General features: G+C 69.8%; 26 protein-coding genes and 4 pseudogenes. 16 read left to right on the top strand and 14 right to left on the bottom strand.

Going from position 1 to position 22,643, the window contains the following annotated elements; translation table 11 throughout:
• Window positions 1-83: 83 nt before the first annotated feature.
• The 8 genes from ACFY0O_RS00790 to ACFY0O_RS00755 all read left to right on the top strand — a co-directional run bounded on the left by ACFY0O_RS00790 (window position 84) and on the right by ACFY0O_RS00755 (window position 6,186).
• Window positions 84-428 carry a hypothetical protein gene (locus tag ACFY0O_RS00790; RefSeq protein ID WP_388940987.1) on the top strand — a complete coding sequence of 115 codons (345 nt, stop codon included), beginning with the start codon at window positions 84-86 and terminating at the stop codon, window positions 426-428.
• On the top strand, window positions 425-667 hold the full coding sequence (locus tag ACFY0O_RS00785; RefSeq protein WP_388940985.1) for a hypothetical protein: 243 nt from the start codon (window positions 425-427) through the stop codon (window positions 665-667). The genes ACFY0O_RS00790 and ACFY0O_RS00785 overlap by 4 nt, the downstream gene beginning before the upstream one ends.
• Window positions 664-1,716 (top strand): hypothetical protein, encoded by a 1,053-nt coding sequence (locus tag ACFY0O_RS00780; protein ID WP_388940982.1) that lies wholly within the window; start codon window positions 664-666, stop codon window positions 1,714-1,716. The genes ACFY0O_RS00785 and ACFY0O_RS00780 overlap by 4 nt, the downstream gene beginning before the upstream one ends.
• Before the next feature lie 894 nt (window positions 1,717-2,610).
• Window positions 2,611-2,991 (top strand): hypothetical protein, encoded by a 381-nt coding sequence (locus ACFY0O_RS00775; RefSeq protein WP_388940980.1) that lies wholly within the window; start codon window positions 2,611-2,613, stop codon window positions 2,989-2,991.
• Window positions 2,992-3,065: 74 nt separating this feature from the next.
• A complete protein-coding gene (locus ACFY0O_RS00770) occupies window positions 3,066-3,473 on the top strand; it encodes a hypothetical protein (RefSeq protein ID WP_388940977.1) in 408 nt (135 codons plus the stop codon).
• 122 nt (window positions 3,474-3,595) lie between these two features.
• Complete coding sequence (locus ACFY0O_RS00765) at window positions 3,596-4,336, top strand: ATP-binding cassette domain-containing protein (RefSeq protein WP_388940974.1); 741 nt, start codon at window positions 3,596-3,598, stop codon at window positions 4,334-4,336.
• A gap of 3 nt (window positions 4,337-4,339) precedes the next feature.
• The gene (locus ACFY0O_RS00760; protein WP_388940972.1) at window positions 4,340-5,599 is read left to right on the top strand and encodes a hypothetical protein; all 1,260 of its coding nucleotides are present in this window, start codon (window positions 4,340-4,342) and stop codon (window positions 5,597-5,599) included.
• Window positions 5,596-6,186: a hypothetical protein gene (locus ACFY0O_RS00755; protein WP_388940970.1), complete on the top strand. Its 591-nt coding sequence runs from the start codon at window positions 5,596-5,598 to the stop codon at window positions 6,184-6,186. Before ACFY0O_RS00760 ends, ACFY0O_RS00755 begins: the two co-directional genes overlap by 4 nt.
• Here the strand turns inward: ACFY0O_RS00755 and ACFY0O_RS00750 are convergent.
• From ACFY0O_RS00750 to ACFY0O_RS00735, 4 genes are all read right to left on the bottom strand, one after another.
• Entirely contained in the window at window positions 6,161-6,601 is a 441-nt protein-coding gene (locus ACFY0O_RS00750; protein ID WP_388940967.1) for a hypothetical protein, read from the bottom strand. The two genes, ACFY0O_RS00755 and ACFY0O_RS00750, sit on opposite strands and share 26 nt — an antisense overlap.
• A 322-nt stretch (window positions 6,602-6,923) precedes the next feature.
• Window positions 6,924-7,100: a hypothetical protein gene (locus ACFY0O_RS00745; RefSeq protein WP_388940966.1), complete on the bottom strand. Its 177-nt coding sequence runs from the start codon at window positions 7,098-7,100 to the stop codon at window positions 6,924-6,926.
• Window positions 7,101-7,192: 92 nt separating this feature from the next.
• On the bottom strand, window positions 7,193-8,143 hold the full coding sequence (locus tag ACFY0O_RS00740; protein ID WP_388940964.1) for an aldo/keto reductase family oxidoreductase: 951 nt from the start codon (window positions 8,141-8,143) through the stop codon (window positions 7,193-7,195).
• 808 nt (window positions 8,144-8,951) lie between these two features.
• Window positions 8,952-9,152, bottom strand: a complete 201-nt coding sequence (locus ACFY0O_RS00735) for a hypothetical protein (RefSeq protein WP_388940962.1) — start codon at window positions 9,150-9,152, stop codon at window positions 8,952-8,954.
• A 753-nt stretch (window positions 9,153-9,905) separates the two neighbouring features.
• On the opposite strand from ACFY0O_RS00735, the gene ACFY0O_RS00730 reads away from it, so the two are divergent.
• Entirely contained in the window at window positions 9,906-11,465 is a 1,560-nt protein-coding gene (locus tag ACFY0O_RS00730) for a reprolysin-like metallopeptidase (protein WP_388940959.1), read from the top strand.
• 720 nt (window positions 11,466-12,185) lie between these two features.
• Here the strand turns inward: ACFY0O_RS00730 and ACFY0O_RS00725 are convergent.
• Window positions 12,186-12,422 (bottom strand): hypothetical protein, encoded by a 237-nt coding sequence (locus ACFY0O_RS00725; RefSeq protein ID WP_388940956.1) that lies wholly within the window; start codon window positions 12,420-12,422, stop codon window positions 12,186-12,188.
• A gap of 463 nt (window positions 12,423-12,885) precedes the next feature.
• Between ACFY0O_RS00725 and ACFY0O_RS00720 the strand changes: the two genes are divergently transcribed.
• Complete coding sequence (locus tag ACFY0O_RS00720) at window positions 12,886-13,386, top strand: GNAT family N-acetyltransferase (protein ID WP_388940953.1); 501 nt, start codon at window positions 12,886-12,888, stop codon at window positions 13,384-13,386.
• A gap of 117 nt (window positions 13,387-13,503) precedes the next feature.
• Here the strand turns inward: ACFY0O_RS00720 and ACFY0O_RS00715 are convergent, their stop codons facing one another.
• The 3 genes and pseudogenes from ACFY0O_RS00715 to ACFY0O_RS00705 all read right to left on the bottom strand — a co-directional run bounded on the left by ACFY0O_RS00715 (window position 13,504) and on the right by ACFY0O_RS00705 (window position 14,513).
• Window positions 13,504-13,614, bottom strand: coding sequence for a hypothetical protein (locus ACFY0O_RS00715; protein ID WP_388942205.1), 111 nt, complete (start codon window positions 13,612-13,614; stop codon window positions 13,504-13,506).
• 124 nt (window positions 13,615-13,738) lie between these two features.
• Window positions 13,739-14,024: pseudogene (locus tag ACFY0O_RS00710) on the bottom strand (transposase); the annotation flags it as partial.
• Window positions 14,025-14,066: 42 nt separating this feature from the next.
• A complete protein-coding gene (locus ACFY0O_RS00705) occupies window positions 14,067-14,513 on the bottom strand; it encodes a MarR family winged helix-turn-helix transcriptional regulator (RefSeq protein WP_388940951.1) in 447 nt (148 codons plus the stop codon).
• Between the two features lie 107 nt (window positions 14,514-14,620).
• Between ACFY0O_RS00705 and ACFY0O_RS00700 the strand changes: the two genes are divergently transcribed.
• On the top strand, window positions 14,621-15,547 hold the full coding sequence (locus ACFY0O_RS00700; protein ID WP_388940948.1) for an alpha/beta hydrolase: 927 nt from the start codon (window positions 14,621-14,623) through the stop codon (window positions 15,545-15,547).
• A 101-nt stretch (window positions 15,548-15,648) separates the two neighbouring features.
• Here the strand turns inward: ACFY0O_RS00700 and ACFY0O_RS00695 are convergent.
• A pseudogene (locus ACFY0O_RS00695) lies at window positions 15,649-16,060 on the bottom strand (helix-turn-helix transcriptional regulator); the annotation flags it as partial.
• A 263-nt stretch (window positions 16,061-16,323) separates the two neighbouring features.
• Here ACFY0O_RS00695 and ACFY0O_RS00690 point away from each other — a divergent pair.
• Window positions 16,324-16,473 carry a hypothetical protein gene (locus ACFY0O_RS00690; protein WP_388940945.1) on the top strand — a complete coding sequence of 50 codons (150 nt, stop codon included), beginning with the start codon at window positions 16,324-16,326 and terminating at the stop codon, window positions 16,471-16,473.
• Between the two features lie 641 nt (window positions 16,474-17,114).
• Here the strand turns inward: ACFY0O_RS00690 and ACFY0O_RS00685 are convergent.
• On the bottom strand, window positions 17,115-17,282 hold the full coding sequence (locus ACFY0O_RS00685; RefSeq protein WP_388940942.1) for a hypothetical protein: 168 nt from the start codon (window positions 17,280-17,282) through the stop codon (window positions 17,115-17,117).
• A gap of 497 nt (window positions 17,283-17,779) precedes the next feature.
• Here ACFY0O_RS00685 and ACFY0O_RS00680 point away from each other — a divergent pair, with 497 nt between their 5' ends.
• Both ACFY0O_RS00680 and ACFY0O_RS00675 read left to right on the top strand, forming a co-directional pair.
• Window positions 17,780-18,112, top strand: a complete 333-nt coding sequence (locus tag ACFY0O_RS00680; RefSeq protein ID WP_388940939.1) for a hypothetical protein — start codon at window positions 17,780-17,782, stop codon at window positions 18,110-18,112.
• Window positions 18,113-18,227: 115 nt separating this feature from the next.
• Entirely contained in the window at window positions 18,228-18,809 is a 582-nt protein-coding gene (locus tag ACFY0O_RS00675) for a DUF6368 family protein (protein ID WP_388940937.1), read from the top strand.
• A gap of 68 nt (window positions 18,810-18,877) precedes the next feature.
• Here the strand turns inward: ACFY0O_RS00675 and ACFY0O_RS00670 are convergent, their stop codons facing one another.
• Together ACFY0O_RS00670 and ACFY0O_RS00665 are read right to left on the bottom strand one after the other, a co-directional pair.
• Window positions 18,878-19,273, bottom strand: a complete 396-nt coding sequence (locus ACFY0O_RS00670; RefSeq protein ID WP_388940934.1) for a hypothetical protein — start codon at window positions 19,271-19,273, stop codon at window positions 18,878-18,880.
• A 39-nt stretch (window positions 19,274-19,312) separates the two neighbouring features.
• Window positions 19,313-19,615 carry a hypothetical protein gene (locus ACFY0O_RS00665; RefSeq protein WP_388942203.1) on the bottom strand — a complete coding sequence of 101 codons (303 nt, stop codon included), beginning with the start codon at window positions 19,613-19,615 and terminating at the stop codon, window positions 19,313-19,315.
• A 112-nt stretch (window positions 19,616-19,727) separates the two neighbouring features.
• Here ACFY0O_RS00665 and ACFY0O_RS00660 point away from each other — a divergent pair, with 112 nt between their 5' ends.
• Window positions 19,728-20,693, top strand: coding sequence for a hypothetical protein (locus tag ACFY0O_RS00660; RefSeq protein ID WP_388940931.1), 966 nt, complete (start codon window positions 19,728-19,730; stop codon window positions 20,691-20,693).
• 116 nt (window positions 20,694-20,809) lie between these two features.
• Here the strand turns inward: ACFY0O_RS00660 and ACFY0O_RS00655 are convergent, their stop codons facing one another.
• Entirely contained in the window at window positions 20,810-20,956 is a 147-nt protein-coding gene (locus ACFY0O_RS00655; protein WP_388940929.1) for a helix-turn-helix domain-containing protein, read from the bottom strand.
• Between the two features lie 41 nt (window positions 20,957-20,997).
• A pseudogene (locus ACFY0O_RS00650) lies at window positions 20,998-21,393 on the bottom strand (recombinase family protein); the annotation flags it as partial.
• 326 nt (window positions 21,394-21,719) lie between these two features.
• Between ACFY0O_RS00650 and ACFY0O_RS00645 the strand changes: the two are divergent.
• Window positions 21,720-22,421: pseudogene (locus tag ACFY0O_RS00645) on the top strand (integrase core domain-containing protein); the annotation flags it as partial.
• Window positions 22,422-22,643: the final 222 nt, after the last annotated feature.

Raw genomic sequence — 22,643 nt, 5'->3', positions numbered from 1 at the left:
CGCTCTAATCGGACATCGTGGCTCTTTTGACCGTGAGCCTCTGCACAGACCGGCCCCCCGACCGGACGCTGACAGGGTGCCGGATGAAGCGCCGTCCCTCCCCACGCTGTGCCCACGCCCAGCGCCTCCGTCTGGATCTCAAACGGGCGTTCGGCCGACTGCGCCAGCGTGCCAGCGCATGGCCTGGGCTCAGCGGGACCCAGGCGCCCATCGCATACTGGGACGGGCACCCGGTAGACGCCGTACGCCTCGCCGACTCGGGAAGCGCGTTCACTCCGGAATCCGGCACGGCGCAGATTCGGCTGGAGAGCATCAAGGTGCGTGCCTTTGGCCAGCTCGACCGGGCCAGCGATGCCTTGGCGGCCCTCAGTGCCGCCGACCGCCTACGAGAACAGCTCGGCGAAGGCGACGAGCTGCTCGGCGGATGATGGCCTTCCCCGTCGAGAAGCAGCTGTTCTACTCCAGCAGCACGCACTTGTGGCTGGCGGGCACGCAGCACCTCAGCGAAGCCGAGGCTCGTGCCGACGCAGCGGTGGAGCTGTTCCAGTCCGCGCCTCCGGAGCAGCAGAGACTCGGTGAGATGTCCCTGGCCCGTATGGACCTGGCGATGGCTCGGCTGGGCCGAGGGGACATCGACACCACGGCTCCCGAGACCGCGACAACATGAGCGGGGTGATCCAGGCGGCCTTCGCCGATCACGCCCCCGGGGCCCATCGGCTGGTCTCGGAGGCATTGCGCCGACGGGTGTCCACGGCCGACGTCCCCTGGCTGGCCGCCCTCGCGAAGCGCACGGTGGAACAGCCGGGTCCGGCCGCCGCTGCGGCGCGTGCGCTCTTCGACCGCTTCGGGCCGGAACTGGCCGACTGGTGTGCCGACCTGTGGCACACCGGCCCGTGTCCCGACCCGAACGCCAAGCCGGCCGCGCTGCGCCTGTGGGGCGACGTGGTCCGCCTGGGCGCCGCCGACCGGCCGTCGCTCGCTGCGCAGGCCCGGCTGGCCGCGAAGGTCCGCAACCGGCAGTGGTCCACGGCATGCCAGGTCCTGCGGCATTGGAACGGCCACGAGGTCTCCCCGCTCGCGGCCGTCAGCGGCGAGCCCGGCTGGGAGGAATGGGAGGGCGCGCTGGCCTGGGCGGTCGTCCCGGACACCTCGGCGGGGGAACTGGCCCTGCTCCGCTCGTTCCTCCGCTGCCGTTTCGCACCCCTGGCCGGCCGGGACGCGATCGCCGCGGCGATCGACACCGTGGCCGGCCAAGTCCGGCTCTCCACCAACACGGCCGCGATCCACTCCTCGGGGGCCGGCTTCCTGACCGAACGCCTCTGCGACGTCGACCACGCGCACGCCGTCGAGGTGGCGCTGGAGGTGGCCCGCCGGACGGCCGGCTCCGGCCTGACCGACCCCCACCACGTCACCCCCCTGGGCTGGAAGTGGCAGAAGCCGCTGACCCGGCTGGCCTCGACCGCCGGCCGCGGGGACTGGCTGCGGCTGATCGGAGGTCTGGCCGACGGCCCCCAGGTGCTGCTCCAGAAGGCCCTCGACACGGCCGCCGCCCGCCGCCGTGACGAGGACGTACGGGCCGACGCCGCCCGCGCCCTGGCGACCAGCCCATACCGCAAGGTGGCGACGGCCGGCCTCCGCGACGCCGCGGTCCGCCACCGCAGGACCCCGCTGGAGGAACGGCTGTGGCCTGCCGTCCTGCAACCCGCGGGTGTGTGAGGAGGGGCGCGGGCAGAGATCCGAGCCGGCGGCGGGGGCGGGCCTCGCGGCCCTGGATCAGGAAGCCGTCTGCCATGCCTGTGTTCCGGACGGAGCCCGCCGGTGATCCGCACCCTGTAGCCCTTGCCGCGGGCTACGGTCACGCCTTGGTCGAGTGTGGTGCGCTCGTCTCCCCCAGACCGGTGAGGCGGTGGGAGTCGGCGAGCTTGGCCTGTTCCGCGTGGGTGCCGGGCCGGTCCGCGGCTGCGCCGTGTGGACCCCGGGGACCGGGAGAGCGGGCGCCGGCTGGCGGCCGGGTTGCCCCGGCGGGGTGACCGCCAGGACGGTGCGTCAGATCACGGCGAGCCCTCCACCAGCAGCTCAACCCTCGATGCGGCGTCCAGCGCAGCAGCCGTCCCGCCCGGGTCAGGGTCGCCAGGCCGGGCAGGGACGCCCAGAAAGGAATGACGCGCACCGCATCAGAGGCGCGGGGTCCGAAAGATCGCCAAGGCCGCGAACCCCCTGCTGACGTCGGCCCAGCCCGGGGGGAAGGATACGGGCGTGGTGGCCCTCGGCCCGGTGTGCTCCGTATGTGAAGGCAACCATGTTCCTTTCTGGGGGCCTGAACCTCGTCGGCGAGGGGTCAGGGGGCTGGGGGACAGAGGTCTCGGCCAAAGCGCAGTGGGGCAGGGGAGACGGGATGGGCGGTGGTTTGCAGCTCTGACCTGTCGTGAGCGGGTTCCGAGCGGCTGTCGATTTGAGCCATACCGAGCAATTTTTCGCAGAATGAGGCATTCCGTGGCTAGCGTTCCGTTCGCCGCGGGGAACGTCTCCTCCCTCCGTCATGCCCTGGGACGGGGCTAGTGAGCAGGGAAGGGGAAAATGATGGGTACACGGCGCAGGAACGCGGCTGGCGTGCTGGCGGATGTTGCGCTCCTCGGGATCGGCGGCATCACGCCGGCGAGCGCTGAAGGAGAGTTCGAGTCCCACATCTCGTGGTGGACGGCGCCGACGGAGTCGCGCCGCTGGACGGACAACAACACCAGCTCGGACTACACCGGCATCTACTTCTCGGGCTGCCGCTCCGATGACGACCGGTACGGCTACAACTACGCAACGCTGACTCTGTGGAAGGACATTCCCAACGCCCCGGACCGAAAGTTCGGCACCCGCGACAACTACTGCTCGTGGGTGGACTACGGCGACCCGGACAGCAAGGGCAACTACTACTTCCAGCTCTCGGACGTCGGCAACGGCGACTACATCAACATCGACTACGTCAAGGTCGGCTGGTAGCCGAGACGGGTCGGATTCACGACCCGCGATGGTCCCGCCCGGCACGGGCGGTAACAGAAACAGGGAGGGGTCGAGTGAAGATCGGTTTGAAGTCGTGGGCCGGGGCGATGGTCGGTGCCGCGCTACTGGGCGCGGCGTCGGTGATCCCAGCGCACGCGGAGGGGGTCTTCGAGACGTACATCAACTCCTGGCGGGCGGGTAACGAGTCGCGCCGCTGGACGGACAACAACACCAGCTCGGACTACACGGGTATCTACTTCTCGGGCTGCGACGCGGACGGCGGCGGCGGGTTCAACTACGCCGGGCTGCAGCTGTGGAAGGACATCCCTAACGCTCCGGACCGTGGCATGGGGTTCCGGACGAACTACTGCTCGTGGGTGGACTACGGCGACCCGGACAGCAAGGGCAACTACTACTTCGAGCTGACGGACGTGTCCCACGGCACGTACCTCTCGGTCAACTACGTCAAGGTCGGCTGGTAGTACGGTCGTTGAATCAGTAGTACGAGGGTCCCGGTGGATTCAGCACCGGGACCCTCTCCTCTCCACTGTCCCACAACCAAAGCCATCCCACCGCGGTGGGATGGCGGATTGTACGTTCCTCCATGTCTCTTATCTTTAATCATGTTTCGTTCCGGTACGGGCTAAAGACCCCCGTCTTCAATGACTTCAGTCTCCGAATCGACGCGCGGGCAACCGTCCTCCTCGGACCGAACGGAGCCGGGAAGTCCACACTGATGGCTATCGCCGCCTCCCATCTGTCTCCCACCTCCGGGTCGGTCACCTGCCACGGACGCACCGCAAAAGGCCGCCGTCTGGCGGCTTACCGCAAGAGCGTGGCGTGGATCCCCCAACAGATCACCCCCATGCCCGGGCTGACCGTACGCGAGCAGGTCGCCTACGCGGGATGGCTCAAGGGCATGCCGAAAGACCAGGCGTGGAAGGCATCCGGGGAAGCCCTGCGCCGCGTCGACCTCACCCCCCTTGCGGGGCGCAAGAGCCACCAGGTGTCCGGCGGGCAACTCCGCCGCATGGGCATCGCGGGAGCACTGACCCACCGCAGTGAGCTGATCTTGATGGACGAGCCGACGGCCGGCCTCGACCCGACACAGCGCCTGGTCTTCCGTGATCTCGTCGGCGATCTCGTCGGCAGCGTCCAGGTGATCGTCTCCACGCACCAGACCGAAGACCTCGCCGATCTGTACACGCACGTGGCCGTCCTCTCCCAAGGCCGGATCCGGTTCCAGGGCAGCCCTGCCGAATTCCACGCCCTGGCACCGGCCACCGCAGGCGGACGCGAGCAGGCCGAGGCCGCCTACGCGATGCTCGTCGGACGGGAGATCTGACCGATGCGCCTCGCCACTCTCCTTCGGTCCTCCTCCGCCGCGTTCATGCTCGTCTTTCTCGCCGGCTACGTCCTGTTGCTCCTGTCGGAGCCGATCACGGCGGGCACCGTCCACGGTTACGGGCCATCTGTCTTCGGGAACGCCTCCTACACGATCCCGTTCGCCGCCGCCGCATGTGCGGCGAGCGGAGCGTGGGAAGGCGCCCGCCTGCGCCGGGGCAACGTCTTCGGACAGACTCCCTCCCGCAGCCGGCTCGCCATCGCCTTGCCGTTACTCGCCCCTGTGTGGGCGATGGGAGTGGCCGGGATGCTGATCGCGGTCGGTATCGGGGTCTCCGCGGCGGGAACCCTGCCGCCTTTCTCCCATCTGGGCATGTTCGTGGTGTTTGCGATGTTGATGGCGGCCGCCACGCTCGCCGGGTACCTCTTAGGCGGTCTTCTTCCGCAACTTGCGGCCGCGCCGTTGGCGATGGTCGTCGGGTTCTGCGTGACCGCGTTCCCTGGATCATGGGACACACCGTGGCCTCGCCACCTGGTCGCGGGTGCCTATGACAGCTGCTGCTCGGTCGGGTCGGTCATCGACCCCATGGTGGTATGGGGGCCGCTCCTGTTCACCGGCGGAATCATCGCCGCGTGCCTCCTGGTCATCGCCCAGGCCAGGCGCTGGAAGCCTCTGGTTGTACTGGTCGCCGCTTCCGCTGCCTCAGTATACCTTGTGGTGAACGTGAGCTACAGCCCAGTGATCGACCGGAATCCCGACGCACTGGTGTGCGACACCGCGGGCGCCCCGGAGGTATGTCTGTGGCCCGAGACACCAGACCGCTCCAGGATCGTGGCGACAACCCGCACCTACAGCGGACGCCTGCGGAGCGCCGGGTTCCCCATGCTCTCTTCCTTCACCCAAAACCGTGACCTCAAGCCCGGACAAGCCCACTTCGGAGGCAAGGGCCAAGTGCGCGAGCAGGACGTCGCCGCCAACCTCGCCAGCACGCTCCTGCCGCCCATACCCGAGTGCGCTAGGACCAGCCACAAGTACCCTGCGTATCCCGCCCGGGGACCACTTAGCGCTTGGCTGACCGCCATCGCCACCCAAATGCTCCCGGCGCCGGTCCAGGGCCGTATCTCACCCGATGACGCGAAACTCGCCCAGAAGATCCTCACGCTGCCTTCCGACCGTCAGCGCGCCTGGTACGAGACGAACCGGGCCACTCTCACCGGTTGTGACCAGACGCCGACCCTGAATCCTGAAGGGGCAGGCCGGTGAACTGGTGGGCCGCATCCCGCAACGTGCTCGCCCTCGCCGTCGTCACCGCTGCGACGGCCGGTACCGGCCTGGCCTTCGGGCAGAGCCGCATCCCAATACCCGCAATGGTCGGTGGGGCCGGACACTTCCTTCTCGGCGCACTGATCACCGTCACTCCTGCCGTGATCTGGCTTGCTTTCACCGGCCGCGCCCGAGATGCAGCTGAAACGGTCGCAGTGAGGGCTGTCCACCGCCTCGACGCCCTCCTCGCCGCTGCTTGTGCAGTCCTCTCACTGGGCATGGCCGTTCTCGGACACTTCATGGGCGCCGACGCCGTTGCTTTGGCGATCGGCCGGAACACAGCCTTCTACCTTGGCCTGGCGCTCATCCTCTCCCCCCTCACGGGCGCTCGGATTGCAGCCCCAGCCCTCACCGCCATACCCCTGATCCTCGCTGTTGGGGGCTGGAAGAGCGGGGGGCGCGAAGCCCAAGCGTGGGCTGTCGTCCTGCACCCCTCAACCAGCGTGCCCGCCCTCGCGGCCGGTATCGCAGTCCTCCTTGCCGGGACTGTGTTCAGCAGCCTCAAGCAGCCGCGCGGCACTTTCTGAAAGAGAGCCCTCCGCATATCGACGCCGCGTTCGCCAATTCCATCCCTCGCCGGATGCGCCAGGCTGGACTGCACCGCTTGATCGGGTGGTCCCCACCGGACGGAAATACCGATGCCGGATGGTCCAGCTTCTCCCGGACATGGACGACGAGAACGTGATCAGGGCCGAAGTCCGGGGGCGCGAGACGGCAGTGGTGGCGGCCACCGAGCGGATCACCGATCTGTTCGGCGGCAGCGGCGCGCGCCTTCCGCAACGAACGCCGGGAGTCGGTCAGCTCCTGCTCATACGCCGCTGGCTGAAGCTGGTTCCAGGCCCGCGTCAAGGGGAGGAGCGACACGGTCCGCGCCGCCGAGGAGGAGAAGGCCCGGCGGCGGCCGCTGTCGGAGCCGCCATGGCGGTGGGTGGAGTACGGCATCGGCGTGCACCCCGGAGTGCGCCCGCCCGCGTCCGTGCCGCTTGACCAGCCGTGGCCGGCCCGCCACCGCTGAAAGCGTCCCGCGAACTCCTCCTCAACGCCGCCGTCCGGGCCGGTCTTCTATGCCGGCCGGAGAGCAGGCTCGGCCTGTTGCACCGCTGCCGCCAAGCGGCGCATGCGCGCCGCCGGCGAGCGGAGAGGGCTATAGCGGGGCGAGGCGGGCGGCGTGGTCCAGGGCCCGCAGCAGTTCGTGCTGCCACCCCGCGTGCGCGGGGTGTCGTAGGGATGCCAAGTCACCCGGTTGCGCGCCGCTTTGGTGAGTTCAGCGGCGTCGGCCACGGGTGGCCCAAGCGCTGCCGACACCCGCGACGTGGAGAGCGAGGAGCATGAGGCCGAGGATCATGAAATTGCCGGACGAGAACACGTGGTTCGTCGAGATCTCCGCCGCGTTGATCAGGAAGCTGATGAAGAACAAGACCGCGGCCGCGATACCAAGCATGACTGCTCCTTCCGAAGGTGGGATGCGTGTGCCCGCACATCGCGGCCCCATGCGGGTTCGGCCCAGTCCCGGACGCCGTGGTGGAGCGGAGGTCAGGGCAGAGGGGCGCCGCGTGCCGTCAGCCACAGGTCGTACCACTCCTCGTGGCTGAGGTCCGGTTCACGTCGCGTCGCGTCCGCGCAGGCGCGGATGCGGGCCGGATCGGTGCTGCCGATGACCGGGGCGATGTGCGCCGGGTGCCGCTGCAGCCACCACAGCAGGATCGTCTCCGGCGTCGTGTCCTTGGCCTCGGCGAGGGTGGTGATCAGGTGCGCGGTGCGTTCGTCGTCAGGCGTCTGCGGCCGCCCGGTGTAGCGGCCCTGGGCCAGCGCGCCCCATGCCTGGAGGCGCACGTCGTTCTTACGGCAGTACTCCAGGGTGCCCAGGGGGAATCCGTTGTCGGCGGCCGCCGCGGTGTTGACCAGGACGCCCGCTTCCAGCCAGTCCCTGCGTGCCAGGCTCATCTCCAGTTGGTTGGCCACCAGCGGGAGTTCGAGGTGGTCCTGCAGTTCCCTGATGGCGGACGCGCCCATGTTGGAGACGCCGAAGTGACGCACCAGCCCTTGCCGGTGCAGGGAGGTGAGCGCGGCCGCCACCTCGCGCGGGTCGGCCAGCGGGTCGGGCCGGTGGAGCAGGAGCACGTCGATGACGTCCGTACGCAGACGCTCCAGGGATTCCCCGACCCTGCGGAGGATCGTTTCTCCGCGCAGGTCGTAGATGCCGGGGCGGACGCCGTCACCGAGACGGATGCCGCACTTGGTCTGGATGACGATCTTCTCCCGCAGGCCCTGCGCCCGGCTGAGCACCTCTCCGAAGACGGCTTCGCCCTTCCCGTGGCGGTAGATGTCCGCGTGGTCGAAGACCCTGATGCCGCTGTCCAACGCGGCCTCGATCGCCGCTTCGGCGCGCTCCACGTCGGCCGGGCCATAGGGCATGTCATCCCAGTCACCGCCCAGCCCCATGCAGCCGTACAGCAACCGGTGAGTTTCGGAGGAAGCCGTCATGGCCCCCACCCTAGCCACAGCCCGGTCGCGATCCGTGCGCACATCTGGGGCCCGTCGGCTTCGGACCGGCCCCCGGCGCACGGATCGACACCGCGGACGGACCGCGCCTCCGGCACGTCCGCCCTCACGCCCAGGGGCGGCGTGTCGTCGTCGCCACGTGTCGCCGCCCCTCTTCAGGGTGAACGAAGGCCGAGTACCGCACCGGCGGCGGCGGGCCGGTCGAAGACTGGTCGGATCTGCTCGGCGCCCCTCCTGTCGGTACGAGGACGGCGAGCTCGGCGAGGAGTTCCTCGCCGGTGCCTTGGGTGCGACGACTGCTCGCCCTGCGGGACGGCGTACGGCAGGCGGACTGGTGGGCCCCGAGGAGGGCGCGGGCTGGGGCCGGCCTCGTGCTCCTGGCTCTGGACGCCGTCTGCCATGCCGGCGTGCGGGGTCGGCCCTGCGGCGGTGGCCCTGCCCGGTCACCAGTGGGTGAGGTCCACGAGGTAGCGGCAGTGCGGATCTTCCGTCTTCGCCGCCGTCTGACCTTCCTCGCCGAGCAGGGAAGGCAGTGCGGCCAGGAGAGCGGTCAAGGCCCCTCCGGGCCTGACGTCGGCGGCGATCACGCCCGGCACCTCGTCGCTGTCCGTGTAGAGCCGCAGCAGACCGCCCTGGAGGAGCAGGAATCCGGCCCGCGAGGAGCACCGCGGCGACGGCGAGCGGTGAGAGCGGCATCGCGGTCTTCATGGCGGGACGGTCGCACGGAAGACGGTGCGCGGTGCATCGTTCGTGCCGCTTTCATCCCGATGGCTATTGCTCGTAGAGGGTGTCAGGGGCTGGTGGGGTCGGTGAGGCAGAACTGTTCGAGGAGGAGGGGTGTGCCGAGGGCGAGGGTGACCAGGCGGCGGTGCGTGGCTTCGAGGGTGCGGCGGGCGGCGGGGAGGCCTGCGGCGAGTGCGGGGCGGCCTGCGGGTCGTGCGGGGCGGCCTGTGCGGGGCGGACGGGGGTGTGGTGAACCAGAGTTGGCCATGTCCGCTAGGAGGAGGGCGTCGCCGAGGTCGGACTTCTTCCGGGAAACGCGCGGCGGCTGGCGGAGCACCGTGGACCCGGTCGTGAGGACGCTGCATCAGCTCTGACCGGGGCCCCACTCCTTTCCCCGTGGGCGCCCTCATCTCTCAACCCTCAACTCCCTTGCTTGAGGCCCGCACGGCGGCCGCCGAGGTCCGCCGGGTCCTCTACCCGGCCGCGCCGAGAGGCCAGGTGCTGCGCCTGCCGGAACTGACCGGCATCACCCGCTTGTCCTGATCGAGCCGGTCCCGCCGTTCTGACCGCCGGGCTCCGGCCGGCTCAGCGGCCGCGGACGGCGGTGAGCGGGGAGTGGTGCGCTCGGCGTGTACGGGTCGAGGGGCCCGGGAAGTCGGGGGACGGCTTCCCGGGCCGGTGTCGCTGTACCGCGGGGGAGCGGTATGCATGCCGTGCGACATCAGAAGGAACGATTCCCCACCCGGAAGGTCACGGCCGTGCCGGCCTTCCTTCGTGGAGCGGCGGCAGGACCGGTCTTCCGACCTCGACGCACCAGCAGGAGCGTCAGAGGCGGGCGGCCTGCTCCGCAGGCCAGGCGGGCAGCTCGGCGGGCGAGACGGATTCGGCCCCGTCGGCGTTTGAGTCGATGACGCAAGGCACCCGTACGTCGGGGTGATCATGCCGTGGCGGGCGGGTGATCCGCTCGGGCATGGAGGCGTGTCGGGCATCTGTGCGATCCGATCATCCGTCTGCTGTACGCGTGACTACTCCCCGCCGCCCCCGCCACGCCAGCCTGATCGCCGTCTGCGCCGCCGCCCTCACCGCCCTGCCGCTCGCCGCCGCCGGCGTCTCGGCCTCCCCGCTGCCCCACCGCGCTCCCGCCGCGCCGGCCGACGGCAAGGAGGTGCTGCGCGAGCGCACCTTCCCCCTCCGGGCGGACGCGTTCCGCGACCTGTGCACCCCGGCACCGTTCGGTGCGCCGCGCGAGCACACCTTCGTCTTCTTCGACAACGTCCACGTCACGGCGGTCGAGGACGGCATCGACGAGGACGAGGGCACACTGACCTGGAGCGGGCACGTCAAGGGCAAGCCCGACAACAGCGTCGTCCTGTCCATGCGCGGCATCTGCAGCACCGACCGCACGCCCCCGGGCACCCTCGTCGTGGAGGTCCTCGCCGACCTCGGCGAGCGCGTCTACCGGCTGGTCTCCCTCCCTGGCGACACGCCCCGGATCCGCGCCACCGAGGAGGACCCGGACCACCGCCCGCGCCGGGCACCCGACGAACTGCTCCCCGGGACGATCGCTGCGCCGCCGTCGGCGACCCGCAAGAAGCTCCAGGGACGGGCGGCCGCCACGCCCGCCAACCCGGTGGTCATCGACGTCATCGCGGGCTACACACCGAGGGCCGTGGCCGCGGCCGGGGGCGAGCAGCAGGTCATCAACACGATCAACTGGGCCGAGCGCAAGATGAACGAGGCCCTGGCCGACAGCAACGTCGCCGCCAGCATCGACATCATCGGCACCTACAACACCCGCTACACGGGCGACAACACCTCGGCCGTCATGCACGCGAAGCTCTCCGACCCGGGGAACGCGGAACTGGGCGCGACCGCCGCCGACCTGCGCCGCCGCTACGGGGTGGACCTCGTCACGGTCGTCAACAGCGTCAACCCCGGGCAGTCCTCCGGCCAGGGCAGCCTGCCCACGCTCGGCAGCTTCGACTCCAAGGACGCCTTCTCCGTCGTCGACCTGAACTCGCTGACCGGCTGGTACAACCTCGGCCACGAGATCGGCCACAACCTCGGCCTGTTCCACGACCGCCGCACCCTGGACCAGCAGATCCCCGACGGCAGCTGGCGCAATCTGCTCAACACCCCCTCTGGCACGGGCTGGATCACCCCGAACGAGGAGTTCCACACCCTCATGGCGTACTCCACGTCCTGCTTCAAGGCCTGCACGGCGGTGAACCAGTACTCGAACACCGAGAACACCGTCAACGGCCAGCCCCTGGGCGACCGGAACAACGACAACGCCTCGCTCGCCCGCCTGTCCACCCCGATCGTGGCCGGCTACCGCACCCTGACCACACCCCGGACCCGCTACGCCCTCACCCTGCTCGCCGGCGAGGGCGGCAGCGTGCGCCCCGCGGTCTTCGGGCCGTACAAACCCGGCACCGTCGTCGGCGTCACGGCCCGCCCGCAGCAGGGCTACCGGCTCGCCGCCTGGATCTACGACGGCGTCCAGTACAACCCCAGCCCCCAGGTCAACGTCACCATGAACGCCGCCCACACCCTGGAAGCGGTCTTCCTGCCGCTCTGACCGTCCGACGTGGCACCGCTCCGGCCGGAGGCACGGATACCCATCCGGAGTTCGATCGGGCGGCGGTGGTGGCGTGGCTGCCGACCAGCGACAGGATCGAGGTACCGGTCGCGATGCCAGCGGCCTCGCTGACGACGGAGGGCGCAGGGCGGCGTACGGTCGGGCTCCGGCTCGATGGCCCGCACCTGGTCCTCGCCGACGACGCCGACGGCGAAGACGTGCTGTCCGGCTGGTCCACCAAAGAGGACGCCGGCAAGCTGGCCGCCCCGTGCGTGGGGGAAGTCCGGGGAGACGATCGTCCGCCTCTCCGTGCCGGAGACGCTCCCGTTGGCGGTGGCGGTGGCGGGCCGGGTACGGGTAGTGGAGCGGGTCCGGTCGGGGTCGGGCGGTCTGAGGGTGATCCTGTCCTGGCCGACCAGCCTGCGCCACACTGCCGCGGAGGGATCGGCGGGCAGGGCGGTCCGGCACGCGGTCCCGTACGCCGGCTCGGGAGAGCAGTGTGTGTGCCGCGGTTACGACTGCGGCGGTGTGGTCGCGTTCGGCTGGTGCTCCGACCATGGTGATGCGGCCGGCCCGGTGAGGGAGTGGCACCCCGGCGTGGCGGGATTCGCCGCACTGCCCTGGCCTGGCGCCGGAGGGCGGCCGCCACCCTCAGCTGACTCGGCCGACCCCCGCACGCCTAGGGCGGGGGCAGCGGCGGCTGCCGTCACTGACTGGTGGTCACCACATGGAGGGGAAGCGCTGGTTCATCCACTCGTGGGCCGTCTCTGTGCCGTCCCAGCCGCCCATGGGCCGGCCGGTTTCCACCTCGATCACGGTCAGCGGCGCGCCGGGGTGGGCCTGGTCGAGGGTGTGGGGCTGGTCGACGGCGGCAGAGGGGCCGGGGGTCAGGCACAGGTCGCAGCGTGCGTGGAGGAAGGTGCCGGTGTGGTCGAGGGCGAACAGGTGCGTGGTCATGTGCTGCCCAACGACGGCCGGAAGCGGTGGGGGTGTGGTCTGCTCTGGGGTGGAGTCGGCTTGTCACTGCGGCGGTGCCGCCGCTGCTGTCTGCCTTCCCGTGTTGCGTTCAGCCTTACCGCCACAGCAGGAGCACGAGCGCACCACCACCAGCCTGAAGGTCGGTTGGGCCATCCTCTACCCAGCCGATTTGCTGGCCGGCTGAGGTGTGGATCTCGTTGACGAGCAATGCGCAGGGGTGGCGTGGGCGATGTCGCCCGCCGTGTCGCCGGAGTGGGCGAGCAGCAGACGCTGGTGCAGCTTCAGGTGGGTGGCGAAGCGCGGCAAGGACGGAGGGAGCTCCGCCAGCGCCTGGTCCTGGGCGTCGGTCGTGCCGCGTTCTTCACAACCCGCTGGTCACGGACCTCAGACGGTGACCCCTCTGGTGCGGTCTCAGTCGTCGGGCCCCGTACGATCGCATGCCATGATCACTACCAGGGCCGACGGTCTAACCCTCGATACTGACCCCGCACGAATCGATCTCGACCGCGTGCACCACTGGCTTTCCACTGACGCCTTCTGGGCATTGGGCCGGAGCCGAGAGACTGTGGCGCGTTCGATCGAGCACTCGCTCGTCTTCGGCGTCTACGCCTCGGACACCGCGGAGCAACTCGCATTCGCTCGAGTCGTCACGGATTACGCCACCTTCGGCTGGCTCTGCGACGTCTACGTCGCCCGGGAGGCACGTGGCCGGGGCATCGGCACTTGGCTGGCGGAGTCGGTCGTCGCGGCGCTCGCGCCCTACCAGCTGAAGCGGCTGATGCTCTCCACGTTGGACGCGCACGAGGTCTACACACGTGCTGGCTTCTCGGCTGTGTCCGAACCGGAGAAGCTGATGGTGATCACCACGCCGGCCTCGTCGGCGGCTCCGACCGACCCGGCGACCGAAGCCGTAAAGCCACTGGCCACGGACCTGAAACGGTGACCCGCGAAGTACGGGCCCCGTCGTCAAAACGGACCCTGGGCCGATTTCACCGCTCAACTCTACATCGCCTACGACTTCGGGCGCCGCTCTCCACACCCTCTATCTTGAGCGGACCGATCAACTCTCCCTCACGGACGCCTTGGGCCGTTTGGAGGAGCCAGACACGGCGCTCTGCACAATGGGCGATGTGCCGAAGCGGCTAGGTTTCGATACGCGTTGAGTGATCATCTCCTCGGCGGCCACAGGAGACGGGCGTGAGGATCACGCCCGCATGAGGCGTGGAGCTCAAGGCACCAGGGCCAGTCGTATCGCGAGTCAGGCACCGCCGGAGCGGCACCCGAACATCCTCACAGTCGTATCGGATGGCGCTTCCGCGCCACTGCTTCAAGCGGTTGAAGCACCGCTCCATGACCTTGTGGCGCTTGTGCGTCTCGCGATCGAAGGCCTGCGGGCCCGCGGCCTCCCTGGCGACCCCGCCGAGCCCGGCTACGGACCTGGTCGGGCCGCTCGGGAATCGTGTGCGGGATGCCGCGGCGCCGCAGTCAGGTGCGGATGGCTTTCGAGCTGTAGCCTCTGTCGCCCAGGACGTGACCGGGCCGGATGCGGGGCCGCCGGGGACCGACACGGGGCACCCGGATCGCAACGCGGAGCTGTTCGACGCTGTGCGCAGGTCATGGCTCTCAGCCCGGCTGGCCGTGGGTTCCTGCCTCTAGGGACGCGCGGAGGCTGGCCAGGGTCGCGGCGATGTGGCTCAGGTCGTCATGAGAGACGGCCGCTGTCAGTGAGGTGAGTTCGCCGGCGACGAGGGGGCGGGAAGCGGCCAGCTTCTTCTCACCTTCGGGTGTGAGGTGAAGGACGGACGAGCGGCGGTCTTGGGGATGCGCGACCCGCACGCACCAGCCGGCGGTCACTAGCCGGTCGACCGCCTTGCTCACGGCTCCCACAGTGATCGCCAGCTCGCCGACGATGTCCAGCACGCGGCATCCCGGCACCCGGTCGATGAGGTCAAGGAACTCGAACTGGCCGAGTCCCAGACCCTGCTCGGAGACCAGTCGGGCGTTCACGGCGTTGTAGAGCCGGGTCTCGACACGGACGAGATCGGTGAAGACTGATGTGACGTGGCTCACGAAGACCTCCAATAGATTCCTGGGAATCATCTTCCTTGGAATGTGGTTAACCGTGACAGATGGATTCCCAGGAATCTACCCCGACACCCCGATCCGTGGAGGTCCCCATGTCCCGACAGCAGCGCGACGCCTTGGACGCCCTGTACCGTTCCGCCCCGCGCGCCGAGACGCCGCCCACCGTTGAGGAGCAGCGCATCGGGTTCGCCGCAGGTGTGTCCAGGACCGTGCCGGAGGGCGTGGCCACGCGTAGGGCTGTCCTGGGTGGTCGGCCTGCCCTGGAACTCATACCGGCCGGGACCGCCGGTCCCGGCCGGCTGCTCTACCTGCACGGCGGCGGCTACGTCATCGGCTCGCCGGACACCCACGCCGGGCTGGCCGGTGAACTGGCCCGCCGCACCGGGGTGCGGGCGGTGTCGGTGGATTACCGTCTGGCACCCGAGCACCCCTTCCCGGCGGCCGTCGACGACGGGCTCGCGGCCTACCGGGAGCTGCTGGCATCCGGCACCGACCCGCGGGACATCGTCGTGGCCGGCGACTCCGCCGGTGGCGGCCTGAGCATCGCCACGCTGATCGCGGCCCGGGAGGCCGGACTGCCGCAGCCGGCCGCCGTGGTCGTCTTCTCCCCGTGGGCCGACCTGACGCTCACCGGTGGGAGCATGCGTTCCAAGGAGGACGCCGACCCCGTTTTCACCGAGCCCGACATACGTGCCTACGCCGATCTGTACCTCGGCGCGGCCGACCGCGCGCACCCCCTGGCCAGCCCGGTCTTCGCCGACCTCACAGACCTGCCCCCACTGCTCGTCCAGGTCGGGGCCAACGAGGTGCTCCTCGACGACGCGGTCCGGCTGGCTGGTCGCGCGGGCGCCGACGACGTCGAGGTCACCCTCGAAGTCGGGCCCGGCCTTCCCCACGTCTTCCAGTTCCACTACGGCCGACTCGACGAGGCCGACGCCGCACTCGACCGCGCCGCCAGCTTCCTCACCGCCCACCTGGCCCGGCACCCGGACGCTGCCCGACTCGAACCGGTCCGCTGACTCTGCCGACTCGGTCGGACCTTCATGCGGTGTCGGTACCGCCCGCGGCAGCGCCAGCGCCGACATCGCCGGTTCAGCTCGAGCCGGTCGGCGCTCATTCCGCCACGTGCGGTGACCAGCCCGATCGGGTCGACCGTACGCCAGACCGGGGTGAGGTCCGCAGCCGCGTAGTGGATGCCGAGCTTGTGTCCGGCGAACACCGCGCGCCGGACCTCGGTCAGGACGGCGTCGGGCACCTCCTCGGTGGGCGAGCGGCGCGCGAGGAAGTCGGTTTCCGGTTCGACGAGCAGGCGCTGGGCGGCCCCTGCCGCGGTGGCCCGGGAGCTGTCGCCGAGCGCGTCGACACCCTTCCGCATCGCCGAGGCGAGGGCCGTGCCGGGGCCGGACGCCTGCGCGTCGCGATCCGGCGACCAGCAGGGCGAAGCCCCCGTGCCGGCCGCGTTCTTCGTGGACCGGGACGCCGGTCGCCGCCATGGCATCCATGTCGCGCAGCACGGTACGGGTGGCTACCTCGCTGGGAAGGGCAGCGGCCTTCGGCGAGGCGCCTGGAGCAGGAGATCCAGGCCCGGATGCCGGAGCGTTCCCTCATGGGGATCGTGGCGAGGACCTCGTACTGGGTGGACTCGTGGCAGCGAGCCGAAGCTGGACGATCCCTTTGGCCGCTACGTCATCACGACCTCCGTCAAGGGTGCCAACATGGGCCCGTACGAGGCCGCCCGGCACATCCCCGGCGTCTCCGGCCACGAACCGGCGTACGTGCCGAACGGCACTTCTCGATGGTGCTGCTGAACGAGGCGGTCGCCGGCCTGGTCAACGCGCACCTGGAGGTGAAGGCAGGGGGAATCGCATGTCGAGGAGCACAGCAAAACGCCGAGCAGGTGCGGGATGCTGGCGACGTGGACGACGAGTACGGGCAGGAACGCTGAAGCACGACCCGCGGACCTGGCGACCCCGCAGCGGCGGCTCCGCCGCTTACTCGCGCCGATGGGCCGATTTGGCCCGCATGCCGATGATCAGTCACCGGGCCGGCCCCCGCGCCCTGGCCAACCGTCTGACGCGGCTGTGCCCTTGTGGCAGACGGGCGGGGCGCCCGAGCCTGGAGCCACGAAGCCTGGTGTTAGGCCAGCGGCTTGCCCGGAACGTCGCGCGGGAGTGGCTGGAGTCCTGGACAGACGTGTCGGGCGTCGAACGCATCCTGGCAAGCCCCTGCCCCTCGGCACCGTCGAGGCCCCCGGCCGCAACGCCACCTGGAACCTGCGCCGCGCCACCCTCTACGGCACCGACCGCTTCAGCCGCCTGCAATCATCTCCGACACCCCCCACGCCTGCGGTCCCCTGATCACCGACATCAAGGTCATCGAGGACTAGGGAGGTTCAGGCGAGTCGACCAGCTCAGCTCACCTCTTCGTCACCGGCATCTCGGACGACGGCCACGACGACGGGCAGGACTTGTCCCCAGCGAGCTGCACCATCGTGATGGGGGACTGGTGTAGAGGTCGCCCCCGCCCGTAGGCACATGTGCCGGCCCCCGGCACGGGCTCGTGCCGGGGCGCGGAGAGAGATCGCAATCAGTCCTCGTCCTCGTCCTCGTCCTCGTCGTCCGTGCGTGCCTGCTTAGCCGTGTCGGACTCTGCGGGTTTCGATTTGTCGGGGGCGGTATAGGGCCCCATACCCCAGTGTTGGGTCGGATCGTCCCGGCCTTCAGGATTTTGGGGGTTCTGCCACTTGTCGGCCATGGGTACCTTCTCCTCGGGGCGATGGCTGCCGCTCCCAGCAACTCACAACACCCACCGTTCAGCATGCCCCGACCACCAGCCGAGTGAAGTGCGCTGGCCGTACGCGAAGAGCTCCTTCGGTGTCTCCTCCTTGCGTCACGGTCAGCTGCGCCGCACGCACAGCGGCCCGCTGTGGGTCCTTGCCCAGGCCGTTCGCGTGGAGCAACCGAGTGACAGCCCACTGGTCCGGGGACTGGTCGCCCTTCGACCGGTTCGACGCCGCCGAGACCGCGATCAGCCGGGGGCTTCGGTCTCGCTCATCGCACCCACCCGGCGCAGTCGGTCGTTCGTCCCCGTCAGCGCCCCTCTTCCAGGGAGGCGTTCCACGAGTGTCGTGCGCAGAGTAGATGTCAGTGGCGCGCAGAGTTGTGTCAGTGGGATGGTTCTCAGCCCATGGAAGGGGCTGCGGTGTGTCTGCCGGGTGCCTGACCCTGCGGTCCGTCAGGTTGGATGGCACCGTGGCGAGACGACCCAAGACGAAGAAGAAGCGGCCCCCCTTCGGCATACCGAAGGAGATCATCCTGCTGACTGGGCAAGGCGTGTGGCCCTACACGTTCATCGCCGACGACTCGGGTGGCGGATGCGGCAAGGTCCCGATGCCCGCGGACGCGGCCCTTGAGGACGGACAGACGGCGATCTTCACGCAGCTTGCGGACCTCACCCGCATATTCCACGGCGTTGAGATCGACGTTGAGTGGTCCTCCCTGACGCCGGATTCGTGGGTAGGCCACATCCGGCGTGTCACCACGGAGGAGCCTGCTCCGCCTGGCGCGGTACCTGAGGTCGGCTGACCGCGGGTCGGGTCACCGCAGCAACGCAGGTGAGCCGTCGCCGTGATCAGACGTCCGCCGCCGGGACCTGGTAGAACCGGGTCCTGGTGGCACTTGGTCCACGAATGGGGGCGGTATGGCGGGACCGGCAGTTGGACTGTGGCTCTTCGAACAACGCGGGTTTGCGGACATCCTGGCCGACGTGGTCCCGTGGTTGGAGACCTTCTGCGACCCGGTGGAGACCAAGGCTAGCGGCGATGTGGACTTCTGGGTGCGCGACGGTTCGGCCTTGGGCCTGCGGGCCTTCGATCCAGCCGGCGTCGGCGTGTTCTTCCTCTCAGAGGACGAGGAGATGCCTGCCGAGGACGAGGACTACTCATCCTTTTCGCGGCCACCGGCGCAGGGGCTGGTAGTCGGCGCCGGCTGCTCGGGTTCGGTGAACCATGTGCTGCTCGGTCACCTGACGCTCGCTCTGGCCTGCCGCCTCGATGCCATGGTCGACTTCGACGGCCTCTTGAGCAGCCGCCCTGGCACAGGAGAGGACACGGGGATCGAGACCGCCCTGGCCCGGGGGAGAGCACTGGCGTCAACCCTGCCGGGAACACTCGCGGAGGTCTCCTATGACACTGGGGGCGGTGGGCGGTGGCATCGACACGTCGGGGACGTGGGGTTTCTGAGGGCTTGGCTGCGGCATCCTGATTTCCACTTGATCAAGTAGCGGCGCGGCGTCGTCAGGCGACTGGCTCAGTTCGGGTGTCATGGCCTCAGAGTCGGGTGCGCCGGACCTCATGAACATGCATCGGCGGCCGTCCGTTCCATCCACTCCCGCACCGTCACTGCTTGCTCGATGCGGTTGATGATGTCCTCCTTGAACTCCGTGTCCAAGGTCTCCGGGATCTTGTCGAAGGTGTCGGGAAGGACGTCGCGGAGGCCCCAGATCTGTTCGCCGGTGCTGACGGTCAGCAGTTGCTGGCACCTCCACTGCAGCGGCACCTCGGGACGGTGCGTGAGCCGCTGCACGAGCGTCGGGAACAGGTAGTGCGTCGCCTCTGCGACGAGGTGCTCTCGTAGCCAATCGACCGGGAGCCGCTGGCTGAAGCCATGCATGGCGGCCGCCTGGGCCAGGTCCAGGAGGTGAGCGGTGTCGACGGCTCGGACGGTGCGGGGAAGGGTCGGGGTCATGCCGCGATGATGCCAAGAAGCCTCTGCGGGACCGAGCGGTCAGCCAGGCCGGGGTGCAATCCGGCGACGGGCAGACCCCCAGACTTCCTCGAACTCCTCGAAGGTGAGTGGGTCGGGGTCGTGGCCTTCCCATTCCGAGACGGGCAGCTCGGCGGTGATCCCGAACCTGTTGTCGTACTCGTTGAGGCGGCCTGCGTCGCGGGCCCCCTGCCACTCGGGAAGTGAGGCAGCTGCGATTGGGATCAGCTCAGGTCCTTTGAGTTCGACCTGCCGGATCACCCAGCCTTCGGCGTCGACCTCGAAGTAGAACCAGGTGTCTTCCTCGTCCCAGTAGCAACGCATCCAAGTGGTCACCAAACCAGGATGCCAGGCCAGATGCGTCGCGCTACTCCTCTCATGGCTGGGCGACGAACGGCACCCGTCGGGTGTCGGAGCTGGGCGTTAGCCTCGGCGCATGATTCCTCCGCAGCATCTGAAGGCTGTTACCCGCCACCGCGACGGGTGGATCCACGCCTACGTGATCGACTCCGGTGCTTTCGGGGTGCTGGACCCCGCCGCGGTGTTCGAGCCGCGGGCCGGCGACGAGGTCGTGGCGTCGGTGGTATGGCCTGATCTGGAGCGAGTCGTCTACACGACGTTGAACCGGGTCGTCTGCCTCACGCGCGCGGGTGACCTGGTGTGGGCGTCGGACTTCGAGCCGCACTCCGACGTGCTCCACGGCCACCGGCCTGGCTGTGCGCTGTCCCTGGACGGGCGGACTGTGTGGGTCTACCGGCCGGACGTGATGGCGCGGCGTGGGGGCGGGGACCAGTGGGTCGTGTACGACGCCGACAGCGGGGCCGTCCTCTCCCGCCGGGAGCTGGAGACGGTCGGACACGGTGCCGGCCACCACGTGCACCCCGTGGACGGCAGCATCTACCTCGACATCGGTGAGGGCCAGGACGGCTCGGTCATTCTCCGAGGTACGGCCGGGGCCGACGGCGAGGTGGAGTTCGTGACGTACCCGTGGTCGGATCGCTGCCTGATCGACCTGGCGCCGGGCGGGGAGCAGTTCATGACCGTCGACCACGGGCAGGCGGACGTCTCCTTCCACCGCCACCCCAGCGGGGACGTGCTCTTCACTCTCCCTGTAGAGGCCTTCGGGTACGACCCGGAGGAGACCTTCGTGGAATGGAGCGGCGGCTACCTGGCCCCGGACACGGCTGTGGTCACCCTCGGCAGTGAGACCGAGGACGGGGAGGAGTGGTTCCGCTACCACCTGATCGACGTGCGCACGGGCACGATCAGTGGCGAGATGGCCGTCGAGGCGGCCCACCCTTACGACCTGGAGCCCATGGGTGACGGCTCCTGGCTCACCGACGGCCCCGTCCGCTGGTCCCGTGATTCGTTGCCGACCGCACCGCCGCACTCGGCAGGGTGACGGAGCCCGTAGGCCGTTGACGAGACGGGACGTGACGCGGTGGACGTGCTGCCATGCCCAGCCGCATCCGACCTCACGCTGGGTGGCGTCGAGGAGTCCGCAGTCGAGGTTGTGGGTCACCGCGCCGGTTCCCGGCCGGTGGCGATGGCTTCGTCGTACGCGGCCAGCGTCCGGTAGAGGGTGGAGCGGCCGATGCCGAGGTGCCGGGCGATCGAGGTGACGGACTCTTCGGCGTCGCGGCGATGCAGGGCGACGGCGAGCATGTCGCCGTCGACGGCCGGCGGCCGCCGTGGTTGCCATTGGCCGCGGCGGTGTCCAGGCCGATCAGGGTCCGCTCGTGGATGAACTCCCGCTCCACCTCCGCCATCGCGGCGAACACGACGAAGAGGACCTTGCCCGCGCCCTGCGGGTCGTACATCCCGGCGAGCGGGCCGGAGAGGATCTCCAGGCGGTGGTCGCGCTCGGCGAGGTCCTGCGCGCTGGTGATTAGCTCGATCATGTTGCGGCCGAGCCGGTCGAGCATGGTGACGGTGAGGGTGTCGGCCGGGCGGAGGTCGGCGAGGGCAGCGTTGTACTCGGGGCGGATCTTCTCCCGGGTGCCGATCTTCTCGACGTAGATGCGCACGCAGCCGGCCTTCTTCAGGAGGCGGACCTGTTCGGAGAGGTCTTGGCCCTTGCTGGAGACGCGGGCGTAGCCGATGCGGTCGCCGGTCCTCGCGAGGAGTTCGGGGTCGAGGTCGGGTGCGGGGCCGGGCTGCCAGGTGCGGCCGGGGCCGCGCGCGGCGGGGATGCGGATCGCGGGGCCGTGGTCGACGGTGACGGGACCACCGCCGGCGCCCCGGTCCCCGACTTCCTGCGCGACGGCTGGGCGGACGCCGCCCCCATCGCGCTGCGCGCGATGCAGGTCGCGTTCAACCGTGAGCTGACCCCGGCCGAGCGGGCCGCGTGGAGGGTCGGCGAGTCCGGGCGCCGGGCGAAGTCGGTGTACCTGCGGCGCCGGACGAGGTCCGGGGCCGGGTGTGGGAGATGGACCACAAACAGCTGCCGATCCTCGTGCACCCGCCCAAGGGCAAGCCGCTCCCCCCGTGGATGACCACGGTCGTCGACGACGGCACCCGGGCCCTGCTGGGCTGGTCCCTCGCGGTCAGCCCGCACGCGGGCACCGTCCTGACCGCGATGCGCATGGCCCTGGTCCACGACCCCGACGTCTCGCCGTTCGGCGCGGTCCCGGCCCGTGTACGGATCGACCGCGGCCTTGAGTTCGCCGCCGCCACCATCAAGGACGTGATGGCCGCGCTGTGCGTCACCGTCCACCGCCTCCCTGCATTCACCCCGCACCGCAAGGGCAAGGTCGAGCGGGTCAACCTGACCATCGAGCAGACCCTCATCTCCCTGATGCCCGGCTTCACCGGCGGCCCCCGCGACGCCGCGGGCCGCGTGTACGGGCCGGTCGACGACAGCCCGGCCGCCAAGCGCGCCACCAGGAAGGCGGGCGGTGGGCCGATGCTCCTCGACGACTTCGTCTCGCGGCTCGCCGCGTGGGTGCGCTGGTACAACACCGAGCGCCCGCACCGGATGCTGGCCGGCCGTACCCCGCTGGCGGCCTGGCAGGAGGACGAGGCACCGCTGCACCGGATCGACGCGGACAAGCTGCGCCACCTGCTGCTGGCAGGCGACGAGCGCACCATCCAGAAGGACGGCATCCACCTCAACGGACACGCCTACGTCGCGTCCGAGATCCACGGACGGGTCGGCCAGGTCGTCCAGATCCGCTACATGCCCCGACGACCGGTCCATCGAGGTCTACCTGGGCGGCAAACACCTCTGCACCGCACTGCCGACCGGAACGCTCACCGCCGAGCAGACCGACGCCTTCCGCCTCCAGCAGCGCGAGGAGGCCGCCCGCCTCGGCCGCGAACGCCGCAAGGCGTCCCGCCGGGCCCGCCGCGA

Origin of the sequence: Streptomyces sp. NPDC001594 (assembly GCF_042893675.1) — a bacterium.
GTDB lineage: Bacteria > Actinomycetota > Actinomycetes > Streptomycetales > Streptomycetaceae > Streptomyces.
The sequence above is the reverse complement of the archived record's forward strand: the minus strand, read 5'-3'. Positions and strand labels throughout refer to the sequence as shown.